This is a genomic window from Streptomyces sp. NPDC002537 (genome assembly GCF_053594975.1).
The window spans coordinates 1-22384 of record NZ_JBSFWT010000023.1 but is presented as its reverse complement, the minus strand read 5'-3'; the positions used below and the strand labels follow the sequence as shown (position 1 = coordinate 22384).

19 protein-coding genes are annotated in these 22384 nt (G+C 73.3%); 9 read left to right on the top strand and 10 right to left on the bottom strand.

From position 1 onward, the window contains the following. Nucleotides 1-3 precede the first annotated feature (3 nt). Nucleotides 4-603 (top strand): GNAT family N-acetyltransferase, encoded by a 600-nt coding sequence (locus ACWD4A_RS13475; RefSeq protein ID WP_451193246.1) that lies wholly within the window; start codon nt 4-6, stop codon nt 601-603. Here the strand turns inward: ACWD4A_RS13475 and ACWD4A_RS13470 are convergent. Together ACWD4A_RS13470 and ACWD4A_RS13465 are read right to left on the bottom strand one after the other, a co-directional pair. Then, the gene (locus ACWD4A_RS13470; RefSeq protein ID WP_451193244.1) at nt 581-1324 is read right to left on the bottom strand and encodes a pyridoxine/pyridoxamine 5'-phosphate oxidase; all 744 of its coding nucleotides are present in this window, start codon (nt 1322-1324) and stop codon (nt 581-583) included. The genes ACWD4A_RS13475 and ACWD4A_RS13470 overlap by 23 nt on opposite strands. A gap of 76 nt (nt 1325-1400) precedes the next feature. Further along, the gene (locus tag ACWD4A_RS13465) at nt 1401-2576 is read right to left on the bottom strand and encodes a thiolase C-terminal domain-containing protein (protein WP_451193242.1); all 1176 of its coding nucleotides are present in this window, start codon (nt 2574-2576) and stop codon (nt 1401-1403) included. 86 nt (nt 2577-2662) lie between these two features. On the opposite strand from ACWD4A_RS13465, the gene ACWD4A_RS13460 reads away from it, so the two are divergent. After that, nucleotides 2663-3889 carry an acyl-CoA dehydrogenase family protein gene (locus ACWD4A_RS13460; RefSeq protein WP_451193240.1) on the top strand — a complete coding sequence of 409 codons (1227 nt, stop codon included), beginning with the start codon at nt 2663-2665 and terminating at the stop codon, nt 3887-3889. Between the two features lie 29 nt (nt 3890-3918). After that, nucleotides 3919-4365, top strand: coding sequence for a nitroreductase family deazaflavin-dependent oxidoreductase (locus ACWD4A_RS13455; protein ID WP_451193362.1), 447 nt, complete (start codon nt 3919-3921; stop codon nt 4363-4365). A gap of 106 nt (nt 4366-4471) precedes the next feature. Here ACWD4A_RS13455 and ACWD4A_RS13450 read toward each other — a convergent pair whose 3' ends face one another. Then, nucleotides 4472-5119 carry a TetR family transcriptional regulator gene (locus ACWD4A_RS13450; RefSeq protein WP_451193238.1) on the bottom strand — a complete coding sequence of 216 codons (648 nt, stop codon included), beginning with the start codon at nt 5117-5119 and terminating at the stop codon, nt 4472-4474. A gap of 490 nt (nt 5120-5609) precedes the next feature. Between ACWD4A_RS13450 and ACWD4A_RS13445 the strand changes: the two genes are divergently transcribed. Next, on the top strand, nt 5610-8123 hold the full coding sequence (locus tag ACWD4A_RS13445) for an outer membrane protein assembly factor BamB family protein (RefSeq protein WP_451193236.1): 2514 nt from the start codon (nt 5610-5612) through the stop codon (nt 8121-8123). A 33-nt stretch (nt 8124-8156) separates the two neighbouring features. Here the strand turns inward: ACWD4A_RS13445 and ACWD4A_RS13440 are convergent, their stop codons facing one another. From ACWD4A_RS13440 to ACWD4A_RS13425, 4 genes are read right to left on the bottom strand one after another with little or no spacing between them, the layout of a single operon-like run. Next, nucleotides 8157-8771 (bottom strand): hypothetical protein, encoded by a 615-nt coding sequence (locus ACWD4A_RS13440; RefSeq protein WP_451193235.1) that lies wholly within the window; start codon nt 8769-8771, stop codon nt 8157-8159. Between the two features lie 44 nt (nt 8772-8815). Then, nucleotides 8816-9601, bottom strand: a complete 786-nt coding sequence (locus ACWD4A_RS13435) for an enoyl-CoA hydratase/isomerase family protein (protein ID WP_451193232.1) — start codon at nt 9599-9601, stop codon at nt 8816-8818. Then, nucleotides 9598-10062 (bottom strand): Zn-ribbon domain-containing OB-fold protein, encoded by a 465-nt coding sequence (locus ACWD4A_RS13430; RefSeq protein ID WP_451193230.1) that lies wholly within the window; start codon nt 10060-10062, stop codon nt 9598-9600. The genes ACWD4A_RS13435 and ACWD4A_RS13430 overlap by 4 nt, the downstream gene beginning before the upstream one ends. 6 nt (nt 10063-10068) lie before the next feature. Continuing rightward, nucleotides 10069-11220: a lipid-transfer protein gene (locus ACWD4A_RS13425; protein WP_451193229.1), complete on the bottom strand. Its 1152-nt coding sequence runs from the start codon at nt 11218-11220 to the stop codon at nt 10069-10071. Between the two features lie 93 nt (nt 11221-11313). Here ACWD4A_RS13425 and ACWD4A_RS13420 point away from each other — a divergent pair, with 93 nt between their 5' ends. Beyond that, entirely contained in the window at nt 11314-12930 is a 1617-nt protein-coding gene (locus tag ACWD4A_RS13420; RefSeq protein WP_451193227.1) for a FadD3 family acyl-CoA ligase, read from the top strand. A gap of 264 nt (nt 12931-13194) precedes the next feature. Here the strand turns inward: ACWD4A_RS13420 and ACWD4A_RS13415 are convergent, their stop codons facing one another. The 3 genes from ACWD4A_RS13415 to ACWD4A_RS13405 form a co-directional block, all read right to left on the bottom strand. Continuing rightward, on the bottom strand, nt 13195-13452 hold the full coding sequence (locus tag ACWD4A_RS13415; RefSeq protein WP_451193225.1) for a hypothetical protein: 258 nt from the start codon (nt 13450-13452) through the stop codon (nt 13195-13197). A 770-nt stretch (nt 13453-14222) separates the two neighbouring features. Next, nucleotides 14223-14420 carry a hypothetical protein gene (locus tag ACWD4A_RS13410; protein ID WP_451193223.1) on the bottom strand — a complete coding sequence of 66 codons (198 nt, stop codon included), beginning with the start codon at nt 14418-14420 and terminating at the stop codon, nt 14223-14225. A 435-nt stretch (nt 14421-14855) separates the two neighbouring features. Beyond that, entirely contained in the window at nt 14856-17789 is a 2934-nt protein-coding gene (locus ACWD4A_RS13405) for an AfsR/SARP family transcriptional regulator (RefSeq protein WP_451193221.1), read from the bottom strand. A 154-nt stretch (nt 17790-17943) separates the two neighbouring features. Here ACWD4A_RS13405 and ACWD4A_RS13400 point away from each other — a divergent pair, with 154 nt between their 5' ends. The 4 genes from ACWD4A_RS13400 (at nt 17944) to ACWD4A_RS13385 (ending at nt 22204) form a co-directional block, all read left to right on the top strand. Further along, nucleotides 17944-19167 (top strand): amidohydrolase family protein, encoded by a 1224-nt coding sequence (locus ACWD4A_RS13400; protein ID WP_451193219.1) that lies wholly within the window; start codon nt 17944-17946, stop codon nt 19165-19167. 47 nt (nt 19168-19214) lie between these two features. Beyond that, the gene (locus ACWD4A_RS13395) at nt 19215-20126 is read left to right on the top strand and encodes a TIGR03619 family F420-dependent LLM class oxidoreductase (RefSeq protein WP_451193361.1); all 912 of its coding nucleotides are present in this window, start codon (nt 19215-19217) and stop codon (nt 20124-20126) included. A 29-nt stretch (nt 20127-20155) separates the two neighbouring features. Further along, entirely contained in the window at nt 20156-20944 is a 789-nt protein-coding gene (locus tag ACWD4A_RS13390; RefSeq protein ID WP_451193217.1) for an SDR family NAD(P)-dependent oxidoreductase, read from the top strand. Between the two features lie 141 nt (nt 20945-21085). After that, nucleotides 21086-22204 carry an LLM class flavin-dependent oxidoreductase gene (locus tag ACWD4A_RS13385; protein WP_451193215.1) on the top strand — a complete coding sequence of 373 codons (1119 nt, stop codon included), beginning with the start codon at nt 21086-21088 and terminating at the stop codon, nt 22202-22204. Nucleotides 22205-22384 lie beyond the last annotated feature (180 nt).

Genomic DNA, 22384 nt, shown 5'->3' with positions numbered 1-22384 from the left:
CACATGACGGAATCGCATGCGTGGGACCCGGCCTGGATCGGTGAGTTCGACCTCCTGCTGCGCCCCTGGGAGGACAGCGACCTGGACGCCGTGCTGCGGGGGATGGCCGACCAGGAGTTCCGCCGCTGGAACGGCGGCACCGTGCCGGCCCCGGACGAGGAGGGCGCGCGGACCTTCCTGCGGCGCCGGGCGGCCGAACGCGAGCAGGGGGAGGGGGTGTCGTTCGCGGTGACGGCCCAGGCGGAGGGGCCCGATACGGTCGTGGGCAGCGTCGCCCTGTCCATGATCAGCCCGGTGCGGCGCAGCGCCCGGGTCAGCTACTGGATCCTGCCCGAGTACCGGGGCCGGGGCTATGCCTCCCGGGCCCTGGAGGCGCTCACGCGGTGGGCGTTCCACGACGAACTGCGCCTGCACCGGCTGGAACTGGGGCACGCCCTGGGGAACGGCGCCTCCTGCCGGGTCGCCGAGCACTGCGCGTACCTTCTCGAAGGCACCCTGCGGGGCGAGATGCCGGGCGGTGACGGCGAGATGTGGGACGTCCACCTGCACGCCCGGATCGCCACCGACCCGGAGCCCGATCTCATGGCCAGAGCAGCCCGGTGACCCACTGGCCGCCCTCGGCGCGGCGGTAGTCGAGGCGCACGTGGCGTCGCCGGGCGTCGCCCTGGAAGAACTCGACCTCGTCCGCCCGCAGGACGTACAGCGTCCAGGTGTCGACGGGGGCGTCGGGCTCCCGCAGGGCCCGCTCCCACGCCGCGTCGGAGGCGCGCTCCAGCTCCGCGAGGGAGGGCAGCGGTTCGCTCTGCCTGCCCACCAGTGCGGCCGCGAGGGCTCCGGGTGAGCGCTCGGCCAGGTCGGCCCGGCTCTCCGCGGGGCCGGCGGCCGTCACCGTGCCCCGCACCCGGACCTGGCGGCCGACCGCGGGCCAGTAGAAGCCCAGCGCGGCCTCCGGGCGGGCGGCCAGCTCCCGGCCCTTACGGCTCGTGCGGTGGGTGGCGAAGTGCCAGCCGTGCTCGTCCGCGTCGTGCAGCATGACGGTCCGCACCGACGGCCATCCGTTCGCGTCGGCCGTCGCCAGGGTCATGGTGTGCGGCTCCGGCGTTCCGGCCTCGGCGGCTTCGCGCAGCCACTGCTGGAAGAGGGGCAGCGGATCGACGGGCGCGGAGGCCGGGTCGAAGTGCGGCAGGGTCGTGTCCCACACCCGGAGCGAGCGCAGCAGGGCGCGGAAGGACTCCTGGCGGCTGCCGGCGGTTTCGTCGTCGAAAGTTTCGTCGCTGAAGATGCCGTCGCTGAAGATGCCGTCGTTCATGGTGTCGTCGTTCATGGTGCCCATCCAAGCGTCCGCGGAGCCCGGCCGGGCGTCCGTGTGCCGACGGCCCGGCCCGGACGTGCCACGGGTGTCAGTCGCGGGCCAGTATCAGCGTGCCCGACGAGCAGAACCAGCCGCCCGTGCCCGAGGCGACGGCGAGCCGGGGGAGCGAGCCGCCGCGCCTGCGTACCTGGCGGCCCTCCTCCGCCTCGCCCCTCAACTGGCGCACCGCCTCGACCAGGAGGAACAGGCCCCGCATGCCGGGGTGGCAGGCGGACAGCCCGCCGCCGTCGGTGTTGACCGGCAGCCCGCCGCCGATCGTCAGCCGGCCCTTCTCCACGAACGCGCCCCCTTCCCCCTTCGCGCAGAAGCCGAGGTCCTCCAGCGTCACCAGCGTCATATAGGTGAACGCGTCGTACAGCTCCGCCACGTCGATGTCCTGCGGGGTGACTCCCGCCTGCCGGAAGGCGATCCGCCCGGAGACCGCGGCCGGGGTCACCGTGAAGTCGTCCCACTCCGACAACGTCGCGTGGGAGACCGCGGTTCCGGCGCCCAGCACCCACACGGGTGGTTTGACCGTGGCGGGCACGTACTCCTCCGCCGCGAGGAGCACCGCGCAGCCGCCGTCGGACCGTATGCAGCACTGCAGCCTGGTGAACGGATCGGCGATCACCGGCCCGCCGAGCACGTCGTCGACCGTGATCGGGTCGCGGTACATGGCGTGCGGATTGCACGCCGCGTTGGCGCGGGTTTGAACGGCGACGTCGGCAAACTGTTCAAGCGTCGTGCCGTACTGGTGCATGTGACGCCGGGCCGCCATCGCGTACTTGGCGATGAGGGTGTGTCCGTACGGGGCCTCGAACTGCGCGGGGCCGCGGGTGCCGAAGGAGAGGGCGGCGGTGCGGCGGCCGGCCTTGAGGTCGGCGCGGGCGGTGGAGCCGTACACGAGGAGGACGGCGTTCGCGTGCCCCGCGGCGATGGCGCAGGCCGCGTGGGCGGCCATGACCTCCCAGGCCGCGCCCCCGACGCCGGTCGAGTCCACCCAGGTCGGCCGCAGCCCCAGATGGTCCGCGACCTCCACGGGGGCGAGCGTGCCCAGACCGGCGGAGGCGAGGCCGTCGATCACGGACCGGTCGAGGCCGGAGTCCGCGAGCGCGCGGCGTGCGGCCTGGGCGTGCAGGGCGTACGGGGTGGCATGGTCGACGCGGCCGCAGTCCGAGAGGGAGACACCGACGACGGCGACCTTGCGCGGGCGGTCCGGGCTCATGGATCTGACGGTACATCAGTTGAGGGCTGGGAAAGCCGGGTTGCTCCACCTAGCATGACGGACGTCAGGTTCGGGAGGAGTCCGGCATGGATGCCGCGTTGAGCGACGAACAGGACGAGATCCGGCGCACTCTGCGCGAGCTGCTGCTCAAGCGCTGCGGGCCGGAAGAGGTCAGGGCCGCGGTCCGTACGGCCGCCGGATACGACAAGGCGCTGTGGCGGCGGCTCGCGGAGCAACTGGGCCTGCCGGGGCTCGCGGTGGAGCGGCGCTACGGCGGCGCGGGCTGCGGGCCGGTGGAAGCGGCGCTGGCGGGCGAGGAGGCCGGCCGGGCGCTGCTGCCGTCCCCGCTGCTGGCCACGGCCGGGCTGGTGGCGCCGCTGATCGCCGCCTTCGGCACGGAGGCGCAACGCGCGGAACTGCTGCCGCCCCTGGCCGCGGGTGGGCTGACGGGGGCGCTCGTGCTGCCCGGCGGGCAGCCGTCGGCCGCGCTCGGGCTGACCGGTGCGAACGACGGGCCGTGGGCCGGTGGCGGCCGCGCGGGCGGCGTCCAGGCGCGCCCGGCCGCGGACGGCTCCGGCTGGCGGCTGTACGGGGAGGCGACGCGGGTCCTCGACGGGCACAGCGCGGCCCTGTTGCTCGTCGCGGCCCACAGGGGCGACTACGCGCACGGCGGGACCGCGCTGTTCGTCCTGCGGCCCGAGCGGGCGCGAGGGGTGACCCGTGTCCGGCTGACCGTCCTGGACGAGACGCGGCCGCAGGCCCGCGTCGAACTGCGCGATGCCGAGGCGGAGCTCCTCGGGGACGGTGGCGACGCTCCCGGCGCGCTCGCCCGGCTCGGCGGCACCGTGGCGGCGGTGCTGGCGGCGGAGGCGGTGGGAGCGGCGGACCGGGCGCTGGAGCGGACGGTCGCGTACGTCCGGTCCCGGGAACAGTTCGGCAGGCCGATCGGGTCCTTCCAGGCGGTCAAACACCGGCTGGCGGACCTCTACGTGGCGGTGCAGACGGCACGTTCGGCCGCGTACTACGCGGCATGGGCCGCCGGGGAACGGCCGGAAGGGGACGGCGCCGGGGCCGCGGTGGCCGGGGGGCTCGCCCTCGGGCAGGCGCTGGAGGCGCTGCGGACGGTCGCGGGAGAGGCCGTCCAACTGCACGGCGGCATCGGGGTGACCTGGGAGCACGACGTGCAGCTGTACTTCAAGCGGGCCGCTTCGGATGAATTGCTGTTCGGCCCGGTCCATCGGCTGAGGGCGCGCGCGGCGGACATCGCCGGCCTGTTTGTCGCCCGTGACGCACGGGAAGCGGTGGCCCTGTGACGACCGTTCTGGAACGCGTGGTGCAGAAGATGTCGTCCACCCGGACGTTCGCGCGTATCGGGCCGTACTTCCTGCCGGCGCTGGACCGCGCGGTGCACCGGCTGTCGGGCGGAAGGACGATGCTCAGCGCGCGTCTGCTGCCGAGTGTCGTCCTCACGTCGACCGGTGCGCGGAGCGGGCAGCCGCGGAGGACGCCGCTCGCCTGTATGCGGGAGGGCGATCCCGCGAGCGCCTGGGTGGTAGTCGGCAGCAACTTCGGCCGGCCCGGCCATCCGGCCTGGACGGCGAACCTGCTGGCGCACCCCGACGCGGAGATCAGTTGGAAGGGTCGGGACGTCCCCGTGCGGGCACGGCTGCTGCGCGGCACGGAGCGGGCTGCCGCATGGGCGGCGGTGGTGAAATTCTGGCCCCCGTACGCGCGGTACCAGGCGCGCGTGGAGCGTGAGATCCGGCTGTTCCGGCTGGAACCGCGGTGACGGCGCGGTCGGCGTCGGGTGGGTGATGTCACTGCGGCGGGCCGCTCCGGCCCGAGCCGGTGGCGGCCCGCCGCTGCGATGACAGGACGTGCGAGGCGCTGCCGCGCTACTTGGTCGGCTTCTTGCCGGTGATGCCCAGGTGCACGAGCAGCGCGAGGTTCGGCTTGAGCTCGGCCTGCTTGACGCCCCAGCTCTGGAAGCCCTTCTGGTGCGAGGCCACCGCGGCGAGCATCGCGACGAGGGAACCGGCGATCGCGGCCGCGTTGACGTCCTTGTCCGCCTTGCCCTTGGACTGGAGCTCCTTGACGGAGTCCGTGAGGGAGTTGGTGACCGCGTTGAGGATCTTCATGCGGATCTTGTAGAACCGCTTGTCCCCCTCGGCGGCCCCGAGGTCGACGACGCGCAGGATGGCGTCGTGCTTCCGCCAGAAGCCGAGGAAGCCGTCGACCAGTTCCTCGGCGGCCTGCCAGCCGGACTTGCCGACCCAGGAGCGCCCGGCGACGAGGTCGGTGAGGCTCGCGCCCTCCTTCGCCATCTCCTCGGCGATCTCGAGGACGGCGCCCTCGACGTCCGGGAAGTACTGGTAGAAGGTCGCGGGGGAGGTGCCTGCCTTGCGCGCGACGTCGATGACCTTCACGTCGCGGTACGGCGAGGAGCTGAGCATTTCACTGAGGCAGTCGAGCAGCTTCTGCCGCGTCGCCTGTCCGCGTCGGCCGGCCACGCGGCCGTCGACGGTGCGTACTTGTCCTGTCATGCCGTCAGCTTACCGAGGGGTGATCGGAGCGCGATTCGGCCGCATGCAAATGGGGGGAGGGGGCAAGGGTGGTGCGTAAGGCCAGCTCAGGCGGCATGTGGAGGTCTCCGCGAGAAGCGGAGCGGATTGGCCCGTACCGGTGAATCGTCTTATCGACAGGCTGTGGACGGGGCCGCTCGGGAGGGCTTTCCCACAGTTGTCCACAGGCCACGTGGAATCCGCGTTCCCCCGATAACGTGGCAGTGGGAACTCCTCCCGGGGCGGGCGACGAGCCCCGCGGAGGTAACGGAGAGTCATGGTTCGGGAGTGAGGGGCACGGCGCGCGGGGCGGGGCGCTCCGCGCGGGGCGGAGACACGGCGAAGCGCGACCCGGGTTCGCAACCGCGCCCGTCGCCAGGAAGAATCAGTATGCGTACCCCGGAGATAATTCGCGGTGAGACGCTGCACGGGGCTGAAACCCTTCAAGCCCCCACGGGGAGGTGGCAGGCCAGTGGTGGAGCAGCTTACCCAGCACGACCCGAGACGGATCGGCCCGTTCGAGGTGCTCGGCCGACTCGGTGCCGGTGGCATGGGGCTGGTCTATCTCGCCCGCTCGGCGTCCGGCCGGCGGGTCGCTATCAAAACGGTGCGCACGGAGCTCGCCGAGGACCAGCTCTTCCGTGTCCGCTTCACCCGTGAGGTGGAGGCGGCGCGGGCGGTCAGCGGCTTCTACACCGCCGCCGTCGTCGACGCCGATCCGCGCGCCGCCGTGCCCTGGCTGGCCACCGCCTATGTGCCCGCGCCCTCCCTCGAGGAGATCATCAACGAGTGCGGGCCCCTGCCCGCGCAGGCGGTCCGCTGGCTGGCCGCCGGTGTCGCCGAGGCGCTCCAGTCCATCCACGGCGCGGGCCTGGTCCACCGCGACCTCAAGCCGTCCAACGTCCTGGTGGTGGAGGACGGCCCCCGGGTCATCGACTTCGGCATCGCCTCCGGCGTCTCCAACACCCGGCTGACGATGACCAACGTCGCGGTCGGCACCCCCGCCTACATGTCCCCCGAGCAGGCGCGCGACTCCCGCAGCGTGACCGGGGCCAGCGACATCTTCTCGCTCGGCTCGACACTGGTCTTCGCCGCGACCGGGCACGCGCCCTTCCACGGGGCGAACCCGGTCGAGACGGTCTTCATGCTGCTGCGCGAGGGCCCGGACCTGAGCGGCCTGCCCGACGAACTGCGCCCCCTGATCGACTCCTGCATGCAGATGGCGGCGGAGCACCGCCCCACTCCGGCGGACCTCCAGGCGCAGCTCGCCCCGCACCTCTTCGCCTCCGGCGGGGACGACGACAGCGGCACGGCGTCGGCCTGGCTGCCGGACAACGCCGTCACCCTCATCGAGCAGCGCAGGGCGGGCCACCGGCCCGCCGCGCCGGGTGCGCGGAGCGGCGGCCGCAGCCGCCCCGGTGTGCCGCCCCGGCCGACGCAGCCGCCGACGCCGTCCCGCGCGCCCGTGCCCTCGTACGCTCCGCCGGGCACCGGTGCGCGCAGCGGCCCCGCCTGGGGCGAGGGGACCGGGCGGACCGGGACGGCCGCCCCCGACCCTCGCGGCGGCCTGAGCGGGCCGCCCGAGGCGCCCGCCGCGGTCGGCGCCGGCCGCGGCGGGCAGGGCAGGCACGCGGGCGCGCCCGCGCCCGACAGCTCCGTACGGCTCGCCGGGTCGCAGGTCCCCATCGGGCCCGGCCCGCGCGTCGCCGACGCGCGCGAGCCGCAGGCCGCCACGGGCGCCGGGGCGGCGACCGGCTGGGTCCGCCCGCCGGCCGGGGTGACCGGCGGCGCGCCCGCCGCCGTCCCCGCGCAGGCGCCCGCGCCCGCCCCGGACGCCGGCAACGCCCAGGGCGACCAGGGGCGTTGGCGGCCCTGGCGGTTCCGCATGTCCAATGACGTATGGGGCACCCCGACCGTCGCCGGCGACCTGCTGTACGTGACGTCCTTCGAGGTCCACGCCCTCGATGTGGCCAGCGGGCGGCGGCAGTTCAAGACCCGGGACGTGGCCTGGGCCATGGCCGTCGCGGACGGCCGCATCCACGCATCGGACGGGCCGACGCTCTACGCGCTGGACGCGGCCGACGGCGCCGAGCGCTGGCGCCTCGCCACGGACGGCTGGGTGTACTCGCTCCGTGCGGACCGGGGCACGATCGTCACCGGTACGCGCGGCGGCGGCGTCCAGGCGTGGGAGGCGGCCAACGGCGAACTGCTGTGGGAGACGGGCGGTCTCCAGACCGACTTCGAGACACCCGACTGCGGCCCGTTCGTGCAGGACGGCACGGTGTACGTGTGGGCCGAGGGGCGGCTGCGCGCCCTGGAGGCGCGCACGGGCGCCGAGCGCTGGTCGTACCCCGTGGGCGACGCGGCGTCGTGCGGCGGAGTGCCGGTGCGGCTGCTGGCCGCCCCGGACGGCGTGGTGTACGTCGCCGCGGGTACGCGCGTGCTGGCCATCGACGTGGCGCGCGGGGACGTGCGCTGGCGGTTCGAGGCACCGGCGGTCTTCCTCAGCCCGCCCGCCTTCGCGCCGGGCCCCTCGGTGGCGGGCGGCGGCGTCTACGCCGCCGACTACCTGGGCACGGTGTACGCCCTGGACGCGGCGACGGGCCGTGACCGCTGGCGGATCGCGACCGAGCCCCGGCAGTCGACGGAGCCGGTGCTGGTCGCGTCCGGAGCCGTCCACCTGGGCAGCGGCGGCGCGCTGTACACGCTGGACGCGGTCACCGGCACGCCGAGGTGGCGCTTCGCCGCGGGCGGCGACGTGGTGGGCGCGCCCGTGGTCGCCGACGGCCGGGTCCACTTCGGCTCCGCGGACCACTGCCTGTACACGGTCGACGCGGCGGGCGGCCAGTTGCGCTGGAAGCTGGCCACCGGCGGCGAGATCACCGGGTCGCCGGTGGCGATGGGCGGGGTGGTCTACGCCTGCAGCAAGGACCGGTGCGTCTACGCGCTGGACGCGGCGAAGGGGACGGGCCTGTCGCGGCGTTGAGCTCCCCGGTCGGGGGCGGCCGGGGGCGCGCGTTCAGCCCGCGTCGTGGGGCGGCCTGGGCCAGGGCGGCGGCTCGGGCGGCGTACCCGGGGGCGGGGCGTACGGAGGCGGCTCGACGGGCTCCTGCTCGTACGGCGGCCGCTCGTACGACGGCGGTTCATGCGGCGGTCGTTCATGCGGAGGCCGTTCGTACGGCGGCGGTGTTCCGGTGCCGTCGCGTGGGCGGCGTCCGCCGGGCGTGACCGCGGCCGCCAGGAGCAGGAGACAGCCCGCCGTGAAGGCCGTGACGCCGCCCGCGTTCAGGCCGTGGCCTTCGTCGCCGATGCTGAGGGAGCCCGCCACCTGCCCCTGGCGGACGGCCCACAGCACCGTGAAGCCGAGGACGAGCACGCCCGCCGCGGCCAGGAGGGGCCGCGAGCGCTTCAGCAGGCCCAGCAGCGCCACCAGCGCGGCGACGAGCATCGGCGCGAAGAGCGAGCCGAGCAGATCGGCGTGGCCCCCGGTGACGCCCACGCTCCGGAAGAGGTTCCTGACGCCGTAGTCCGTGCCGCGCCGCCCCGCGTACCAGGGCCGGAACGGGCTCCAGACGGCTGCCACGGCCCCGGCGAGTGCCAGGAGGGAGCCGAGCGCGTTGCGCAGGATCGCCATGTCCCGAACGCTACGGCGGCTCCTCCGGGCCCGCCATCCACGGCTCACCGCAGGCGGTACGTCCGGTCGCGGGCGGCGAAGAGTCCCTCCTGACGGCCGGGCGGCAGATTGCCGAGCGAGATCAGGTGGGGCGCGAGGGCGAGGGCCCGTTCGTACGCGGCCTCCTTGGCGGCCCACAGGGCCCGTACGGTTCCCTGCACGGCCTCGGTGGGGCAGGACGCGATGACGCGCGCGGCGCGCAGGGCCGCGGGGACGGCCCCGCCGGGCGGGGTCAGTTCGGAGACCAGACCGATGTCGTAGGCGCGCCGCGCGGAGAGGCGTTCGGCGGTGCCCATCAGGGCCGTGCGGGCGGCCTCGCCGAAGGGCATGCGCTGGGCCATGTGGAGCGTCTCGTACGCGCTGACCATGCCGTAGGCGACGTGCGGGTCGAAGAAGGTCGCGTTCTCGGCGGCGATCACGAACTCGGCCTCGCCGAGCAGGTAGAACGCCCCGCCGCAGGCGATGCCGCCGACCGCGGCGAGCACGGGCTTCCACAGGTCGGCGGCCTTGGGGCCGACCGTGCGGAGCGGGTCGTCGACGGAGTACGGCGAGGCGGGCTGGGGAACGGTCACGGAGCGGTCGATGCCGCTGCAGAAGGCCCGGTCGCCGGCGCCGGTGAGCACGACGGCCCGAACGGCGTCGTCGTCGCGGAAGCGACGCCACACGGAGGCCAGGGCGGCCGCGGTCGCCAGGTCGATCGCGTTGTGCCGGGCGGGCCGGTCGAGGGTGACGAGGGCGACCCCGTCGTCCCCCACCTCCGTGCGGACGGGCGGCGGGCCGTCGGCGGTCATGGGCGCTCCAGCAGCCAGCGGGGCACGGTCACGCCCTCGGTGAGCTCCGCGAAGGCGACGTGCACGGGCGCGCCGATGTACAGCAGCGCGGGGTCCACGGAGTCGGGCGGGGCGTCGGGCGCGGCGACGACGTTGCCGACGAGGCGGATGGCCGGGGCCTCGGCGAGTTCCACGACGACGACGTTGTACGGGGCGTGTTCGGCGTAGGCGGGCAGGAGGGGCGGGTGGGGCAGGACGTACGACCAGATGCGGCCGTGGCCGCTCATCGCCCGCCACTCGTCGGCGAAGGACTGGCAGGCGGGACAGCAGGGCCGGGGCGGGAAGCGCAGCCGGTGGCAGTCGGCGCACTCCTGTACGCGCAGCTCACCGCGGGCGGCGAAGTCCCAGAAGGGGGCGCCGTCCGCGTCCGGCCAGGGCACGAGGAGCCCGTTGTCAGTGGTGCCCTTCATGATGGAGGACATGGATACTCAACTCCTCAGCAGCAGCGCGGAGGTGGGGACGCCCTCGCCCGCCGTGACCAGACATGTCCTGGCGCCGGGCACCTGCGCGGTGGAGCTGCCGCGGAGCTGCCGGACGCCTTCGTTGATGAGGTTGAAGCCGTGGACGTAGGCCTCGCCGAGCCCGCCGCCGGCCGTGTTGAGCGGGAGCCTGCCGCCGAGTTCGAGGGCGCCGTCCTCGGTGAAGGCCGCCCCCTCGCCGCGCCCGCAGAAGCCGTAGCCTTCGAGCGAGAGCGGGATGAGCGGGGTGAACGCGTCGTAGATCTGGGCGACTTGGACGTCGGTGGGGCCGAAGTCGGCCGTCTTCCACAGATGTCGCGCGGCGGTCCAGGAGGGGCCGGTCAGCGGGTCGTCGTTCCAGTAGTTGACCATGCCGTGGTGCTGGGCGGGCAGCCCCTGCGCGACGGAGTGGACGTAGACCGGGGCGTGGCGGCAGTCGAGGGCCCGGTCGGCGGAGACGATCACGCAGGCGAGCGCGCCGTCGGTCTCCAGGCAGTTGTCGAAGAGGCAGAGCGGCTCGCTGATCCAGCGCGACGTCATGTACGCCTCGCGGGTCAGGGGGCGGTCGCGCATCATCGCGGCCGGGTTCTGGCGGGCGCGGTTGCGGCACGCGAGGGCGACGTTGAAGAAGTGGTCGCGCGTGGCGCCGTACTCGTGCATGTAGCGGCGGGCGAGCATGGCGATCTCGTCGACCGGGCGCAGCAGACCGTAGGGGCGGGTCCACTGGGCGGGCGTGGGGAGTTGGGCCGTGGTGTTCTGCCAGGGGCGCGGGCCGGAGCCGCGTTTGCGGGAGCGCCAGGCCACTCCGACGGTCGCCTGTCCGGTGGCGATCGCGGCGGCGAGGTGGGCGACGGTCGCGCAGGAGCCGCCACCGCCGTATCCGGCCTTGGCGAAGAAGGTCGCGTCGCCCGCGCCGATGGCCTTGGCGACCTCGACCTCGTCGGTCTCCTCCATGGTGTACGAGGCGAAGGCGTCGACCTGGGAAGGGGGGATGCCGGCGTCGTCGAGCGCCGCCAGGACCGCCTGGCAGGCCAAGGCCTTTTCGGATGAGGGAAGTCGGCGCGCGAAGGGGGTCTGTCCTATGCCGGCGATCGCGGTGGTGTCCTTGAGCGTTGCGGTCATCGCCACCTCCGTGCTCCGGGCACTGTCGCTGCTGACAGCGCGGAAGGCTATCGCTAATCTGACGCATAGTCAGCCAGTGGGGGAGGGTGCGCGATGCGCGGGGATCTGGAATTCATGTCCGTACCCCGGCTGGTCCGCACGGCCGCGGCGCGGTACGGGGGCCGTGAGGCCGTGGTCGACGGCCGGACCCGGATCAGCTACGGGCAGCTCGCCGCGCGTGTCGAGCGGGCCGCCGCGGGGTGTCTGGCGATGGGGGTGCAGGCGGGTGACCGGGTGGCCGTCTGGGCACCGAATACCGTCGACTGGATCGTCGCGGCGCTGGGCGCGGTCTCGGCGGGTGCGGTCCTCGTCCCCCTCAACACGCGGCTGAAGGGCGCCGAAGCGGTCCAGGTGCTGAAGCGCACGCGGGCCGAACTGCTCTTCGTCACCGGCACGTTCCTGGGCACGTCCTACGTCGCCGCGCTGCGCGGGGCGGCGGGGCGGCGCGCCGGGGCACGGGACCGGGTGGCCGGGCCGCCGCTGGCCGGGCTGCCCTGCCTGCGGGAGGTCGTGGTCCTGGCGGAGGACGCGCCCGCGGAGTTCCGTACGTGGCGGGAGTTCCTGGCCGCAGGGGAGGCGGTGCCCGCCTGGGCGGTACGGGCGCGGGCCAACGCGACGGCGCCCGACGCGCCCTCCGACATCGTCTTCACCTCCGGCACCACGGGTGAGCCGAAGGGCGTGGTCACCAGCCACGCCCAGAGCCTGCGCGCCTTCGGGGCCTGGTGCGACCTCGCGGGCCTCAGGGAGGGGGACCGGTATCTGATCGTCAACCCGTTCTCGCACACCTTCGGCTACAAGGCGGGGGTGCTCGCCTGTCTGATGCGGGGCGCGACGATGGTTCCGCAGTCCGCCTTCGCCGTGGAGACGGTGGCGGCGCAGATCGCGGCGGAACGCATATCCGTGCTGCCGGGGCCGCCCACGCTCTTCCAGTCGCTGCTCGACCATCCGGCGCGCTGGACGTACGACTTCTCGTCCCTGCGGCTGGCGGTGACGGGCGCGGCGCCGGTGGAGCGGCGGCTGATCGGCCGGCTGCGCGGGGAGCTGGGCATAACGACCGTGCTGACCGCCTACGGGCTGAGCGAGGCGACGGGCATGGTCACGATGTGCCGGCGCGGCGACGCGGACGAGGTGGTCGCCGCCACGTCGGGCCGCGCCGTCCCGGACACCGAGGTCAAGGTGGTCGGCGCGGACGGCAAGGCGCTGCCGCCCGGCGAGCCGGGGGAGATCCTGGTGCGCGGCTACCAGGTGATGTCGGGCTACTTCGAGGACCCGGAGGCCACGGCCGCGGCCGTCGACGCGGACGGGTGGCTGCACAGCGGCGACATCGGCGTGCTCGACGACGAGGGCAACCTCCGGGTCACCGACCGGATCACGGACATGTACGTGGCCGGCGGCTTCAACGTCTACCCGGCGGAGGTGGAGCAGGTGCTGGCCCGGCACCCGGGGGTGCTCGAGGCTGCCGTGATCGGTGTGCCGGATGGCCGGCTGGGGGAGGCGGGCAAGGCGTTCGTCGTGCGACGGCGGGGTGCGGGGGCGCCTTCGGCCGACGAGCTGATCCGGTGGGCGCGGCGGGAGATGGCTCATTACAAGGTGCCGCGGGTGGTGGAGTTCGTGGGGGAGTTGCCGCGGAACGCGGCGGGGAAGGTGGTGAAGGGGGAGCTGCGGCGGTGAGGGTGCGCTTCCGGGTGCGGCACCGTTCCCGCCTGCGGCGGAGAGCGCCCTTCGGGCGCGTCCTCAAACTCCCCCAGCTACCGCTGGGAGGTGCCCCCAGGACGGGCTGAGTTGTTGCCCCGGCGGGCCGAAAATGTCGCCCAGGTGAGCTGAGTTGTTGCCCGGACAGGCCGGGTTCGTGCACCCACGCGAAAGGCGCGGCCCGGTGCACGGTTGGCTTGGTGTGGGTGCGGGCCGCGCCTTTCTCAGGGGCGGGTTCAGGGTCTAGCGGTGCTCGCCCGTGGTGTGGTCATCGGCCCCGAGGGTGCTGTGGTCGTCCGCCCCGCCCGTCGTGTGGTCGTCCGTGCCGCCGGTGGTGTGGTCGTCGTGCGGGCTCACGTCGCCCTTGAGCTGTATGGAGACCGGGGCGGAAATCCCCGCGTGCTCGTCGGCGGTGGCGGGCACCGCGGTGGCTATGGCCGCGGCCGCGGCGAACGCGGCGATGGCGACGGACTTCTTGACGCGCGTAGTGGTGCTTGGCATTTCAACTCCTCTGGATCGGGGGCGGTGTTGCAGGTGCGATGTACTCGGCGGCGAACGCGGCGGGTGGCGAGGACGGCGTCCGCGCTCCGGTCGTCGCGTCCGGGGCCTGCGGTCCTGACGATCGCTGACGTCGCTGAGATATGACCGCAGGGGCCGGCGTCGACGGCTCCCCCTCCGCGCTGCCGACGCCGGCCCCTGTCAGTCCCCCGTTGGTCTGTCCCCCCGTTGGGACGTCCCTGTTCAGTTGTCGTTCAGTTGTCGTGATTCAGTTGTCGTGCCGGACTTCCCGGACTTCCCCCGTCGAACGCGCGCCGTCGGGCTCCCCCGTGGGACTCCCCTGGCGGAGAGTCCCCTGGCCCTGGGGCGCGTTTGCGCTGTTCCTCGTGAACGGTCCCCCGATGAACGTTTCTTCTGGGATCTGTCCCCCGTTTCCCCCGTTGGATCGACCCCTTGAAGCGTTCCCGTTCGCGATTCCCCCCGTTGTTCCCCCGTTGAGCTTTCCCCCCGTTTTCCATCCCCCGTGTTTCCCCCGTATTCCCCCCGTGATTTCCCCCGTGTGTGGCCCCCTCCGTTCTTCCCCCCGTTTGGTGTTTCCCCCGTCGGTCCGGCCCTTGTCCGTTCGTCCGTCCCCCTCGGACGTCCCCCGTTCCCCCGTCGGACATCCCCCGTAGGGCCTTTCCCTGGTTCCCCCGTAGTTCCCCCGTGATTCCCCCGTGTCGTCCAGGGTTCGTCCGGGTCGGGCGTGGCCGCCCAGGACGAATCCGGTCGGATCAGCTCTGCTTGAGGGGGTTCCCGGTCACGTGGTCGTCGTCCATGACGAGCGGCTCACCGATGGTGGCGTGGTCGTCCGGCGGCGGAGCGAATTCCGGAGAGAGATCCGGGGCGGCGAGGGTACCGCCGCCACCCCCTGTCACGTGATCGTCCTGCGGTGTGGCCACGACTGGCTTGAGCTTGCGCTCATCGCTCATGTCGATCAACTCCGATGATGGATGCGAGTCTTTTGGTGAAGGGGAGGTGATCCTCGGGGACCGCGAACCCGCCCGGCGACTCCCCCGAGGATCGCCGGACGGGTGTGAGGGCTGATCAGGTGCTGACCATCCCTAGGTGAGGTTTCACCTACGACCCGCCTGCCCCCCGACGCGACGGATCGACATGAGTAAGAGTGCCCCGGGGCGATAAACGATCGATGAACGGGCACGTGACAGCGTTGCTGCGGGGTTGCTCCGGTGTCTTTCGCGGGTCCTCTGCCGGAGTGGGAGAGACCTCGCAGACCCCTCGACCGCACCCCTCGACCGCGGGTCCGTCTGGGGTTCTTCCCCAATCCCGCCCCTTCCCGAAACCGGGGCTCCGCCCCGGATCCCGAAAGAGTGTCCCCGGGACGGGCGGGGTCGCCCGTCCCGCCCCTACGCCGCTGCCACCACCCCTGACAGCAGACTCCGTACGTCCGCCGCCTCCGAGGCGCCGAGCTGTTCGTAGATGCCGAGGGCCTCGGCCCAGCAGGCGCGGGCGCGGCCGGGCTGGCCGAGGGCGTCGAGGGAGCGGCCGAGGAGGGTGAGGATGTTGCCGCGGCGCCATGCCCCGCCGATGTTGCGGAGTTTGAGCGCCTGCTCCGCGTGGTGGGCGGCCGCGGCCGGGCGGCCCGCGCAGAGGTGGACGTCCGCCATCCGGTAGTGCGTCATGCCCTCCCACAGCCGCTGCCGGTTGTCGCGGAAGATCGGCAGTGCCTCGCTGAGCCTGCCGAGCGCCTCCTCGTACCGTGCGGCGTGGGTGAGGGCGACGCCCAGCGCGTAGAGGCCGTTGGCGACCCGCCAGGAGGCGCCGATCTCGTAGTAGCGCGCGAGCGCCTGCTCCGCGAGCTGTACGCCCTGGGCGGTGCGGCCGGTGTCCAGCAGGACGCGCGAGAGGTTGCTGAGCGCGCTCGCCTCGCCCGGACGGTTGCCGTCGGCCCGGAACGCGTCCAGGGCCTGCTCCAGGTACAGCTCCGCGTCGTCGTAGCGGTGCTGGTAGATGGCGATGATGCCGCGGATGTTCGCGGCGTGGCAGGCGGGAATGGCGTCCCCGCAGGCCTTCCCGAGCAGGATCGCCAGCCGGGCGTGCTCGTCGGCCGGGGTGAACCGGCCCGCGATGCGGTCCACATGGGACAGCACCGTCCGGGCGCGCCCCTCCGCCAGTTCGTCCCCGGCCCGCTGTGCGGCGGTCAGCAGGGCGGTGGCGGCCTGCTCGTACTGGCGGGAGTCCGCGCCGGACTCGGCGAGGTCCTTGGCCGTCAGCAGCAGGTCGACAGCGCGCCGCAGGGTGTCGCCGGTGGCGCACGCCTGCTGGCGTACGCAGGCGAGCAGGCAGCCGGCCTCGGCGAACAGCCAGTCGCTGGCCGCCTGTCCGTCGGTGAAGGACAGGCCCGGGTGCGTGGTGGGGGCCAGGTGGGTGAGGAGCTTGTCGCAGGGGCGTTCCACGGCATAGGCGTCGGCGGCGCTGGCCAGGTAGAAGTCGAGGAGCCGGGACAGGGCGGCGTCGCGTTCGGCGGGCGGCTGTTCGTCGCGCTCGGCGCACGCACGCGCGTAGAGGCGGACGAGGTCGTGGAAGCGGTAGCGGCCCGGGGCGGCGGATTCGAGGAGCGAGGTGTCGACGAGCGACTCCAGGAGTTCCTCGGTGGCGTCGGGGTCCAGGTCGAGGACGGCGGAGGCGGCGGCCAGGGAGATGTCGGGGCCGTCGGCGAGGCCGAGCAGCCGGAACGCGCGGGCCTGCGCGGGCTCCAGCTGGCCGTAGCCGAGTTCGAAGGTGGCCTTGACGGCGAGGTCGCCGGCGCGGAGCTCGTCCAGGCGGCGGCGCTCGTCGGCGAGCTTGCGGGCCAGGACGGAGACCGTCCAGGTGCGGCGGGCGGCCAGCCGGGAGGCGGCGATGCGGATGGCCAGCGGCAGGAAGCCGCAGGCGGCGACGACGTCCATCGCGGCGTCCCGCTCCGCGTTGACCCGCTCGTGCCCGACGATGCGGGTGAAGAGGACCAGGGCCTCGTCCGGGCTCATCACGTCGAGGTCGACGAGGTGGGCGCCCGCGAGGTCCACCATGCGCGAGCGGCTGGTCACCAGCGCCGCGCAGCCCTCCGTGCCCGGCAGCAGCGGACGGATCTGCGCGGCGTCGCGCGCGTTGTCCAGCAGCGCCAGGACGCGGCGGCCGTCCAGCGTGGAGCGGAAGAGCGCTGCCCGCTCGTCGAGGCCGTCGGGGATCGCGGCGTCCGGGGTGCCCAGGGCCCGCAGGAACGACCCGAGGACGGCCTCCGGCTCGGCGGGCACCGGCCCCGCCCCCTGGAGGTCCACATACAGCTGCCCGTCCGGGAAGTGGTGCCGGGCCGCGTGCGCGACGTGCACGGCGAGCGTCGTCTTGCCCACGCCGCCGATGCCCGCGACCGCGGAGACCGCCATCACCCGGCCCTCGGCGGTGGCCAGTTGGTCGCTCAGCTCGTCCACGAAAGCCGTGCGGCCGGTGAAGTCCGACACCGTCGCCGGGAGCTGCGCGGGCCGGATGAACGTCGGGCCCGCCTGCGGGCGGTCGTCCGGCGCGATGTGCAGCGTGAGGTCCGCGTCGGCCTGGAGGATGCGCTGCTGGAGCTCGGCGAGCTCCGGGCAGGGGTCGACGCCGAGTTCGTCGGCGAGGAGCTTGCGGGTGTCGGCGTAGACGGCGAGGGCCTCCGCCTGCCGCCCGCTGCGGTAGAGCGCGAGCATCAGCAGCTCCCGCAGGCGCTCGCGCAGCGGGTGGGCGGCGGTCAGCGCGGTGAGCTCGGAGACGGCCTCGGCGTGCGCGCCGACCTCCAGGTCGAGGTCGAGCCGGGCCTCGATGAGGGTGAGCCGCCACTCCTCCAGCCGGGCGCGCTGGGTCTCCGCGTACGGGCCGGGCAGGCCGGCCAGCGGCTCGCCGTCCCAGACGCCCAGCGCCTCGTTGATGAGCTCGCGGGCGCGCGCCCGGTCGCCCGAGGCGCGCGCCTTCTCGGCCTCGGTGGCGAGGTGTTCGGCCTTGTCGATGTCGAGGCAGCCGAGCCCCACCCGGATCGCGTAGCCGCCGGACTCGCTGACCAGGGCGTCGGCGTCGGGGCCGAACGCCTTGCGGAGCCGGGAGGCGTACGTGCGGAGCGCGGCGAGAGCGGCGTGCGGGGGCTCGTCGCCCCACAGCGCGTCCACCAGCTCGGGCGCGGTGGCGGTGCGGCCGCCGCGCAGCAGCAGGGCGGCGAGGAGCGCCCGCTGCTGGGGCGAACCGGTGTGCAGCAGCTCCCTGCCGCGCCGGGCCCGCACGGGCCCGAGCACGGTGAAGCGCAGTTGGTGCCCGTGCCCTGTGTCGCCGGCCATTGTGACCCCCTGCCTGTCCTGCTCGGTCCCACCGGCCAGTCTGCCTTGTCCGCGGCCCCTGCGTCAGCAGTGGTCCAGCCTCTCCACAAGCCCTGCAAGAGCCGGGCCCCACTCGGTACTGACGGATCGTCAGTCAGTCGCTAACGTGTCGGCCATGGAGAGTTTCCCCAGGATCATCTCCGTCGACGACCATACGGTCGAGCCGCCGCACGTCTGGCGGGACCGGCTCCCGGCCAGGTTCCACGACGTCGGACCACGTGTCGTGCGCGCGCCGGTCAGGGAAATGACCTTCGTGGGCGGACGGTTCGCCCCCGTCATGGGGGACCCGGGGGAGTCCGGTCCGGTGGCGGACTGGTGGGTCTATGAGGATTTGCACCGTCCGCTCACCCGGCTGGATACCGCCGTCGGATACTCCAGGGATGACGTCAAGCTGGAGGGAATCACCTACGAACAAATGCGACCGGGGTCCTACAGTGTCCCGGAACGTTTGGCCGATATGGATCGCAACCATGTCCAGTCCGCGCTGTGTTTCCCCACGTTCCCCCGGTTCTGCGGGCAGACCTTCACCGAGGCGAAGGACCGTGAGCTCGCCCTGCTGGGCGTCCGCGCCTACAACGACTGGACGGTCGAGGAGTGGTGCGGCCCGGACGCGCACGGGCGCCTGATACCGCTCGCCATCGTCCCCCTCTGGGACGCCGGGCTCGCCGCCGACGAGGTGCGCCGCAACGCCGCGCGGGGCGTCCGCGCCGTCTGCTTCTCGGAGATTCCCCCGTACCTGGGCCTGCCGTCCGTCCACACCGACGCCTGGGACCCGTTCCTGCGCGCCTGTGCCGAGACCGGCACCGTCATCGCCATGCACATCGGCTCCTCCTCCCGCATGCCGTCCACCTCCGAGGACGCGCCGCCCGCGGTGAGCTCCGCCCTCACCTTCGCCAACTGCTGCTTCTCCCTGGCCGACTGGCTGCTCTCCGGCGTCTTCGACCGCTTCCCCGGACTGCGCATCATGTACGCGGAGGGACAGATCGGCTGGATCCCGTACATCCTGGAACGTGCCGACACCATCTGGACCGGGAACCGCGGCTGGGGCGGCATCGCGGACAAGGTCCTCCGCCCGCCCTCCGAGCTCTTCGCCGACCACGTCCACGGCTGCTTCTTCGACGACGCCTTCGGCCTCCGCAACCTCGACGCCATCGGCGCCGCCAACGTCCTCTACGAGACGGACTACCCCCACTCCGACTCCACCTGGCCCCGCTCCCGCGAGGTCGCGGAGGAGCAGATGGGGCACCTGCCGCCGGACGTGGTGGAACGCATCGTCCGGGGCAACGCCATCGAGCTTCTCGGGCTGACGGAGGAGGGGCTGTGGGCGGGGGCGGCCTAGGCGCCGACGGGCTGCGCGTGCTGCCCGAGGGGTGGCTCTCGTACGGCATGCAGGTGCCCGTCACCTCCCTGAGCACCCTGTACGCCGAGCCCTGGGAGGTCGAGGCCGGGCCCGGGGAGCTGCGGGAGGTGGCCCGCGCCGCCGACCGGCTCGGGTTCGCCTATCTGGGGACGTGCGACCACGTGGCGGTGCCCGTGCGGCTCGCGGCCGCGATGGGCACCGTGTGGTACGACCCGGTGGCCACGCTGGCGTACCTCGCGGCCGTCACCGAGCGGACGCTGCTGCTCAGCCATGTGTCCGTCGCGGCGCTGCGGCACCCGCTGGTGCTGGCGAAGCAGTACGCCACCGTCGACCGGCTCTCGGGCGGACGCCTGGTGCTCGGGGTGGGGGCCGGGCATGTGCGGGAGGAATTCCAGGCGCTGGGAGTGGACTTCGGGCGGCGCGGGGCGATCCTCGACGAGACCGTCGACGCACTGAAAACGGCCCTGGGGCCCGAGGAGTTCCCCGAGTTCCGCGGCGCGCGCTTCGCCTTCCGCGGCCTGGGGCAGGGACCCCGCCCCGTCCGCACGCCGCGGCCGCCCGTCTGGGTGGGCGGCTCCTCGCCCGCCGCGCTGCGCCGGGCGGCCCTCCGGGGCGACGGCTGGCTGTCGCAGGGCGACCCCCGCGAGCGGCTGCCCGCCCGGATCGCCGCGCTGCGGCGGCTGCGCGAGGAGGCCGGACAGGACGGGCCGTTCGCCGTCGGGGCGATCTCCGAGGCGCTCCACATCGGCGCGCCCGGCTGGGACGTCGGCCCGCTCACGCTGTGCGGGAAACCGGGGACGGTCGCGGAATCCCTGCGGGTGTACGGCGCGATGGGCGTGGACCAGATCCAGGTCCGGTTCCGCAGCAGGGGACTGGCCGAACTGCTCGACCAGATGGAGCTGTTCGCGGGCGAAGTGGCGCCGCTGCTGAACGACTGAACGACTGGCGAGAAGGGGGCCGCACACCCATGGGAAAGCTGACCGACCGCGTCGTCCTGATCACCGGAGCCGCCCGCGGGCAGGGCGAGCGGGAAGCCCGTCTCTTCGCCGCCGAAGGGGCGAAGGTCGTCCTCGCCGACGTGCTCGACGGCGAGGGGCGGACGGTCGCCGAGGAGATCGGCCCCGGATCGGCCGTGTACGCGCACCTGGACGTCGGCGAGGAGGGCGACTGGACCGCGGCCGTCGCCACCGCGAAGGACGCGTTCGGAAAGCTCGACGGGCTCGTCAACAACGCCGGGATCGTCCGCTTCAACGAGCTGGTGAACACCTCACGCGACGAGTTCATGGAGGTCGTGCGCGTCAACCAGCTCGGGACGTTCCTCGGGATGCGCGCCGCCGTGCCCGAGCTGGCGGCGGCGGGCGGCGGGACGGTCGTCAACACCGCCTCGTACGCCGCGCTGGCCGGGATGCCGTTCATCGCCGCGTACGCCGGGACGAAGGGCGCGGTCCTCGCCATGACCCGCGTGGCCGCCCTGGAGCTCGCCGGCAAAGGCATACGGGTCAACGCGCTGTGCCCCGGCGCGGTCGACACGGCGATGACGGACCCGGTCCGGCTCGACCCCACGGCGGACCCGGAACGGGCCGCGGCCGAAGCCGCCGAACTGTACCGGAGAACGGTGCCGCTCCGGCGGATCGGACGGCCGGGGGAAGTGGCCCGCATGGCGCTGTTCCTGACGAGCGACGACTCGTCCTATGTGACGGGCCAGCCGTTCGTCGTGGACGGCGGGCTGCTCGCGGGCACGTCGCTGTTCTCCTGAGCGTTCTGCCGGGTGTTCTCCTTGGTGTCCTCCTCGGCGTTCTCCTGGGCGGGTGGTTGACGGTCCGTGCCGCCGATGCCAGAGTCGGTTCATCTGACGGATCGTCAGGAACCGTCGGGACTCCTGGGACGGTGAATCGCCATGGAATTCGGGATATTTGTGCAGGGTTACGTTCCGGCGAGCAGGTCGCGGACCGACCCCGAGGCGGAGCACCACGCGCTGCTGGAGGAGGCGGAATACGTCATCGAGGCGGACCGGGCGGGCTTCAAATACGCCTGGGCCTCCGAACACCACTTCCTGGACGAGTACTCCCACCTCTCCGCCAACGACGTCTTCCTCGGCTATCTCGCGCACGCCACCGAGCGCATCCACCTCGGCTCCGGGATCTTCAATCCGCTGCCACAGGTGAACCACCCCGCCAAGGTCGCCGAGAAGGCCGCGATGCTCGACCATCTCACCTGCGGGCGCTTCGAGTTCGGCACCGGACGGGGCGCCGGAAGCCATGAGATCCTCGGATTCCTCCCGGGTGTGACCGACATGAACCTCACCAAGGAGATCTGGGAGGAGACGATCGCCGAATTCCCCCGGATGTGGCTCCACGAGGAGTACCCGGGATTCCAGGGGAAGCACTGGTCCCTCCCGCCGCGCAAGGTCCTCCCCAAGCCGTACGGGAAGGCCCACCCGGCCATGTGGTACGCGGCCGGCTCGCCCTCCTCCTACGCGATGGCCGCCCGCAAGGGGCTCGGTGTGCTCGGCTTCAGCGTGCAGAAGGTCTCCGACATGGAATGGGTCGTCGACTCCTACAAGACGGCCGTCAAGGACGCCGAGCCCGTCGGCGCCTTCGTCAACGACAACGTCATGGTGACCTCCACCGCGATCTGCGCGGAGACCCATGCCGAGGCCGTCCGGACCGCGGCCGCGGGCGGACTGCACTACCTCCAGTCGCTGCTCTTCCGCTACCACGACACGTTTCCTCGTCCCGAGGGGATCCCGCGGTGGCCCGAGCTGCTGCCGGAATACACCGAGGAGATCATCGAACTCCTCATCGCCGAGGAACTGATGATCTGCGGCGACCCCGACGAGGTGCTCCGCCAGTGCAAGCGGTGGGAGCAGGCGGGGGCCGACCAGCTCGCGTTCGGGCTGCCGGTGGGGGTGCCGCGGGAGGACACGGTGCGGACGATCCGGCTGATCGGGGAGCACGTCGTTCCGAAGATCGATACCGATCCCGTCCACCGAACGGTGCGCCTCCGGCGGGGGTGAGCCGTTGTCGGGTGCGGCGTCGTTGCCGGGTGCGGGCCGGTTGGCCGCCTGCGGCGGGGGCGGCCTGCGGCCGCGTCCTCAATCGCCGGACGGGCTGAATTTTGGCTCGGCGCCGTCCTCAAGCGCGGGGCCGTGCCGCTCCGGGGTGGTGCGGGACTGCTTCGCTTTACGTCCCGCACC

What these genes read in the sequence shown, in the direction of transcription:
- ACWD4A_RS13475 (WP_451193246.1), top strand. Translation starts at nt 4, where the DNA reads ATGACGGAATCGCATGCGTGGGACCCGGCCTGGATCGGTGAGTTCGAC.
- ACWD4A_RS13470 (WP_451193244.1), bottom strand. Translation starts at nt 1,324, where the DNA reads ATGAACGACGACACCATGAACGACGGCATCTTCAGCGACGGCATCTTC.
- ACWD4A_RS13465 (WP_451193242.1), bottom strand. Translation starts at nt 2,576, where the DNA reads ATGAGCCCGGACCGCCCGCGCAAGGTCGCCGTCGTCGGTGTCTCCCTC.
- ACWD4A_RS13460 (WP_451193240.1), top strand. Translation starts at nt 2,663, where the DNA reads ATGGATGCCGCGTTGAGCGACGAACAGGACGAGATCCGGCGCACTCTG.
- ACWD4A_RS13455 (WP_451193362.1), top strand. Translation starts at nt 3,919, where the DNA reads ATGTCGTCCACCCGGACGTTCGCGCGTATCGGGCCGTACTTCCTGCCG.
- ACWD4A_RS13450 (WP_451193238.1), bottom strand. Translation starts at nt 5,119, where the DNA reads ATGACAGGACAAGTACGCACCGTCGACGGCCGCGTGGCCGGCCGACGC.
- ACWD4A_RS13440 (WP_451193235.1), bottom strand. Translation starts at nt 8,771, where the DNA reads ATGGCGATCCTGCGCAACGCGCTCGGCTCCCTCCTGGCACTCGCCGGG.
- ACWD4A_RS13435 (WP_451193232.1), bottom strand. Translation starts at nt 9,601, where the DNA reads ATGACCGCCGACGGCCCGCCGCCCGTCCGCACGGAGGTGGGGGACGAC.
- ACWD4A_RS13430 (WP_451193230.1), bottom strand. Translation starts at nt 10,062, where the DNA reads ATGTCCTCCATCATGAAGGGCACCACTGACAACGGGCTCCTCGTGCCC.
- ACWD4A_RS13425 (WP_451193229.1), bottom strand. Translation starts at nt 11,220, where the DNA reads ATGACCGCAACGCTCAAGGACACCACCGCGATCGCCGGCATAGGACAG.
- ACWD4A_RS13420 (WP_451193227.1), top strand. Translation starts at nt 11,314, where the DNA reads ATGCGCGGGGATCTGGAATTCATGTCCGTACCCCGGCTGGTCCGCACG.
- ACWD4A_RS13415 (WP_451193225.1), bottom strand. Translation starts at nt 13,452, where the DNA reads ATGCCAAGCACCACTACGCGCGTCAAGAAGTCCGTCGCCATCGCCGCG.
- ACWD4A_RS13410 (WP_451193223.1), bottom strand. Translation starts at nt 14,420, where the DNA reads ATGAGCGATGAGCGCAAGCTCAAGCCAGTCGTGGCCACACCGCAGGAC.
- ACWD4A_RS13405 (WP_451193221.1), bottom strand. Translation starts at nt 17,789, where the DNA reads ATGGCCGGCGACACAGGGCACGGGCACCAACTGCGCTTCACCGTGCTC.
- ACWD4A_RS13400 (WP_451193219.1), top strand. Translation starts at nt 17,944, where the DNA reads ATGGAGAGTTTCCCCAGGATCATCTCCGTCGACGACCATACGGTCGAG.
- ACWD4A_RS13395 (WP_451193361.1), top strand. Translation starts at nt 19,215, where the DNA reads ATGCAGGTGCCCGTCACCTCCCTGAGCACCCTGTACGCCGAGCCCTGG.
- ACWD4A_RS13390 (WP_451193217.1), top strand. Translation starts at nt 20,156, where the DNA reads ATGGGAAAGCTGACCGACCGCGTCGTCCTGATCACCGGAGCCGCCCGC.
- ACWD4A_RS13385 (WP_451193215.1), top strand. Translation starts at nt 21,086, where the DNA reads ATGGAATTCGGGATATTTGTGCAGGGTTACGTTCCGGCGAGCAGGTCG.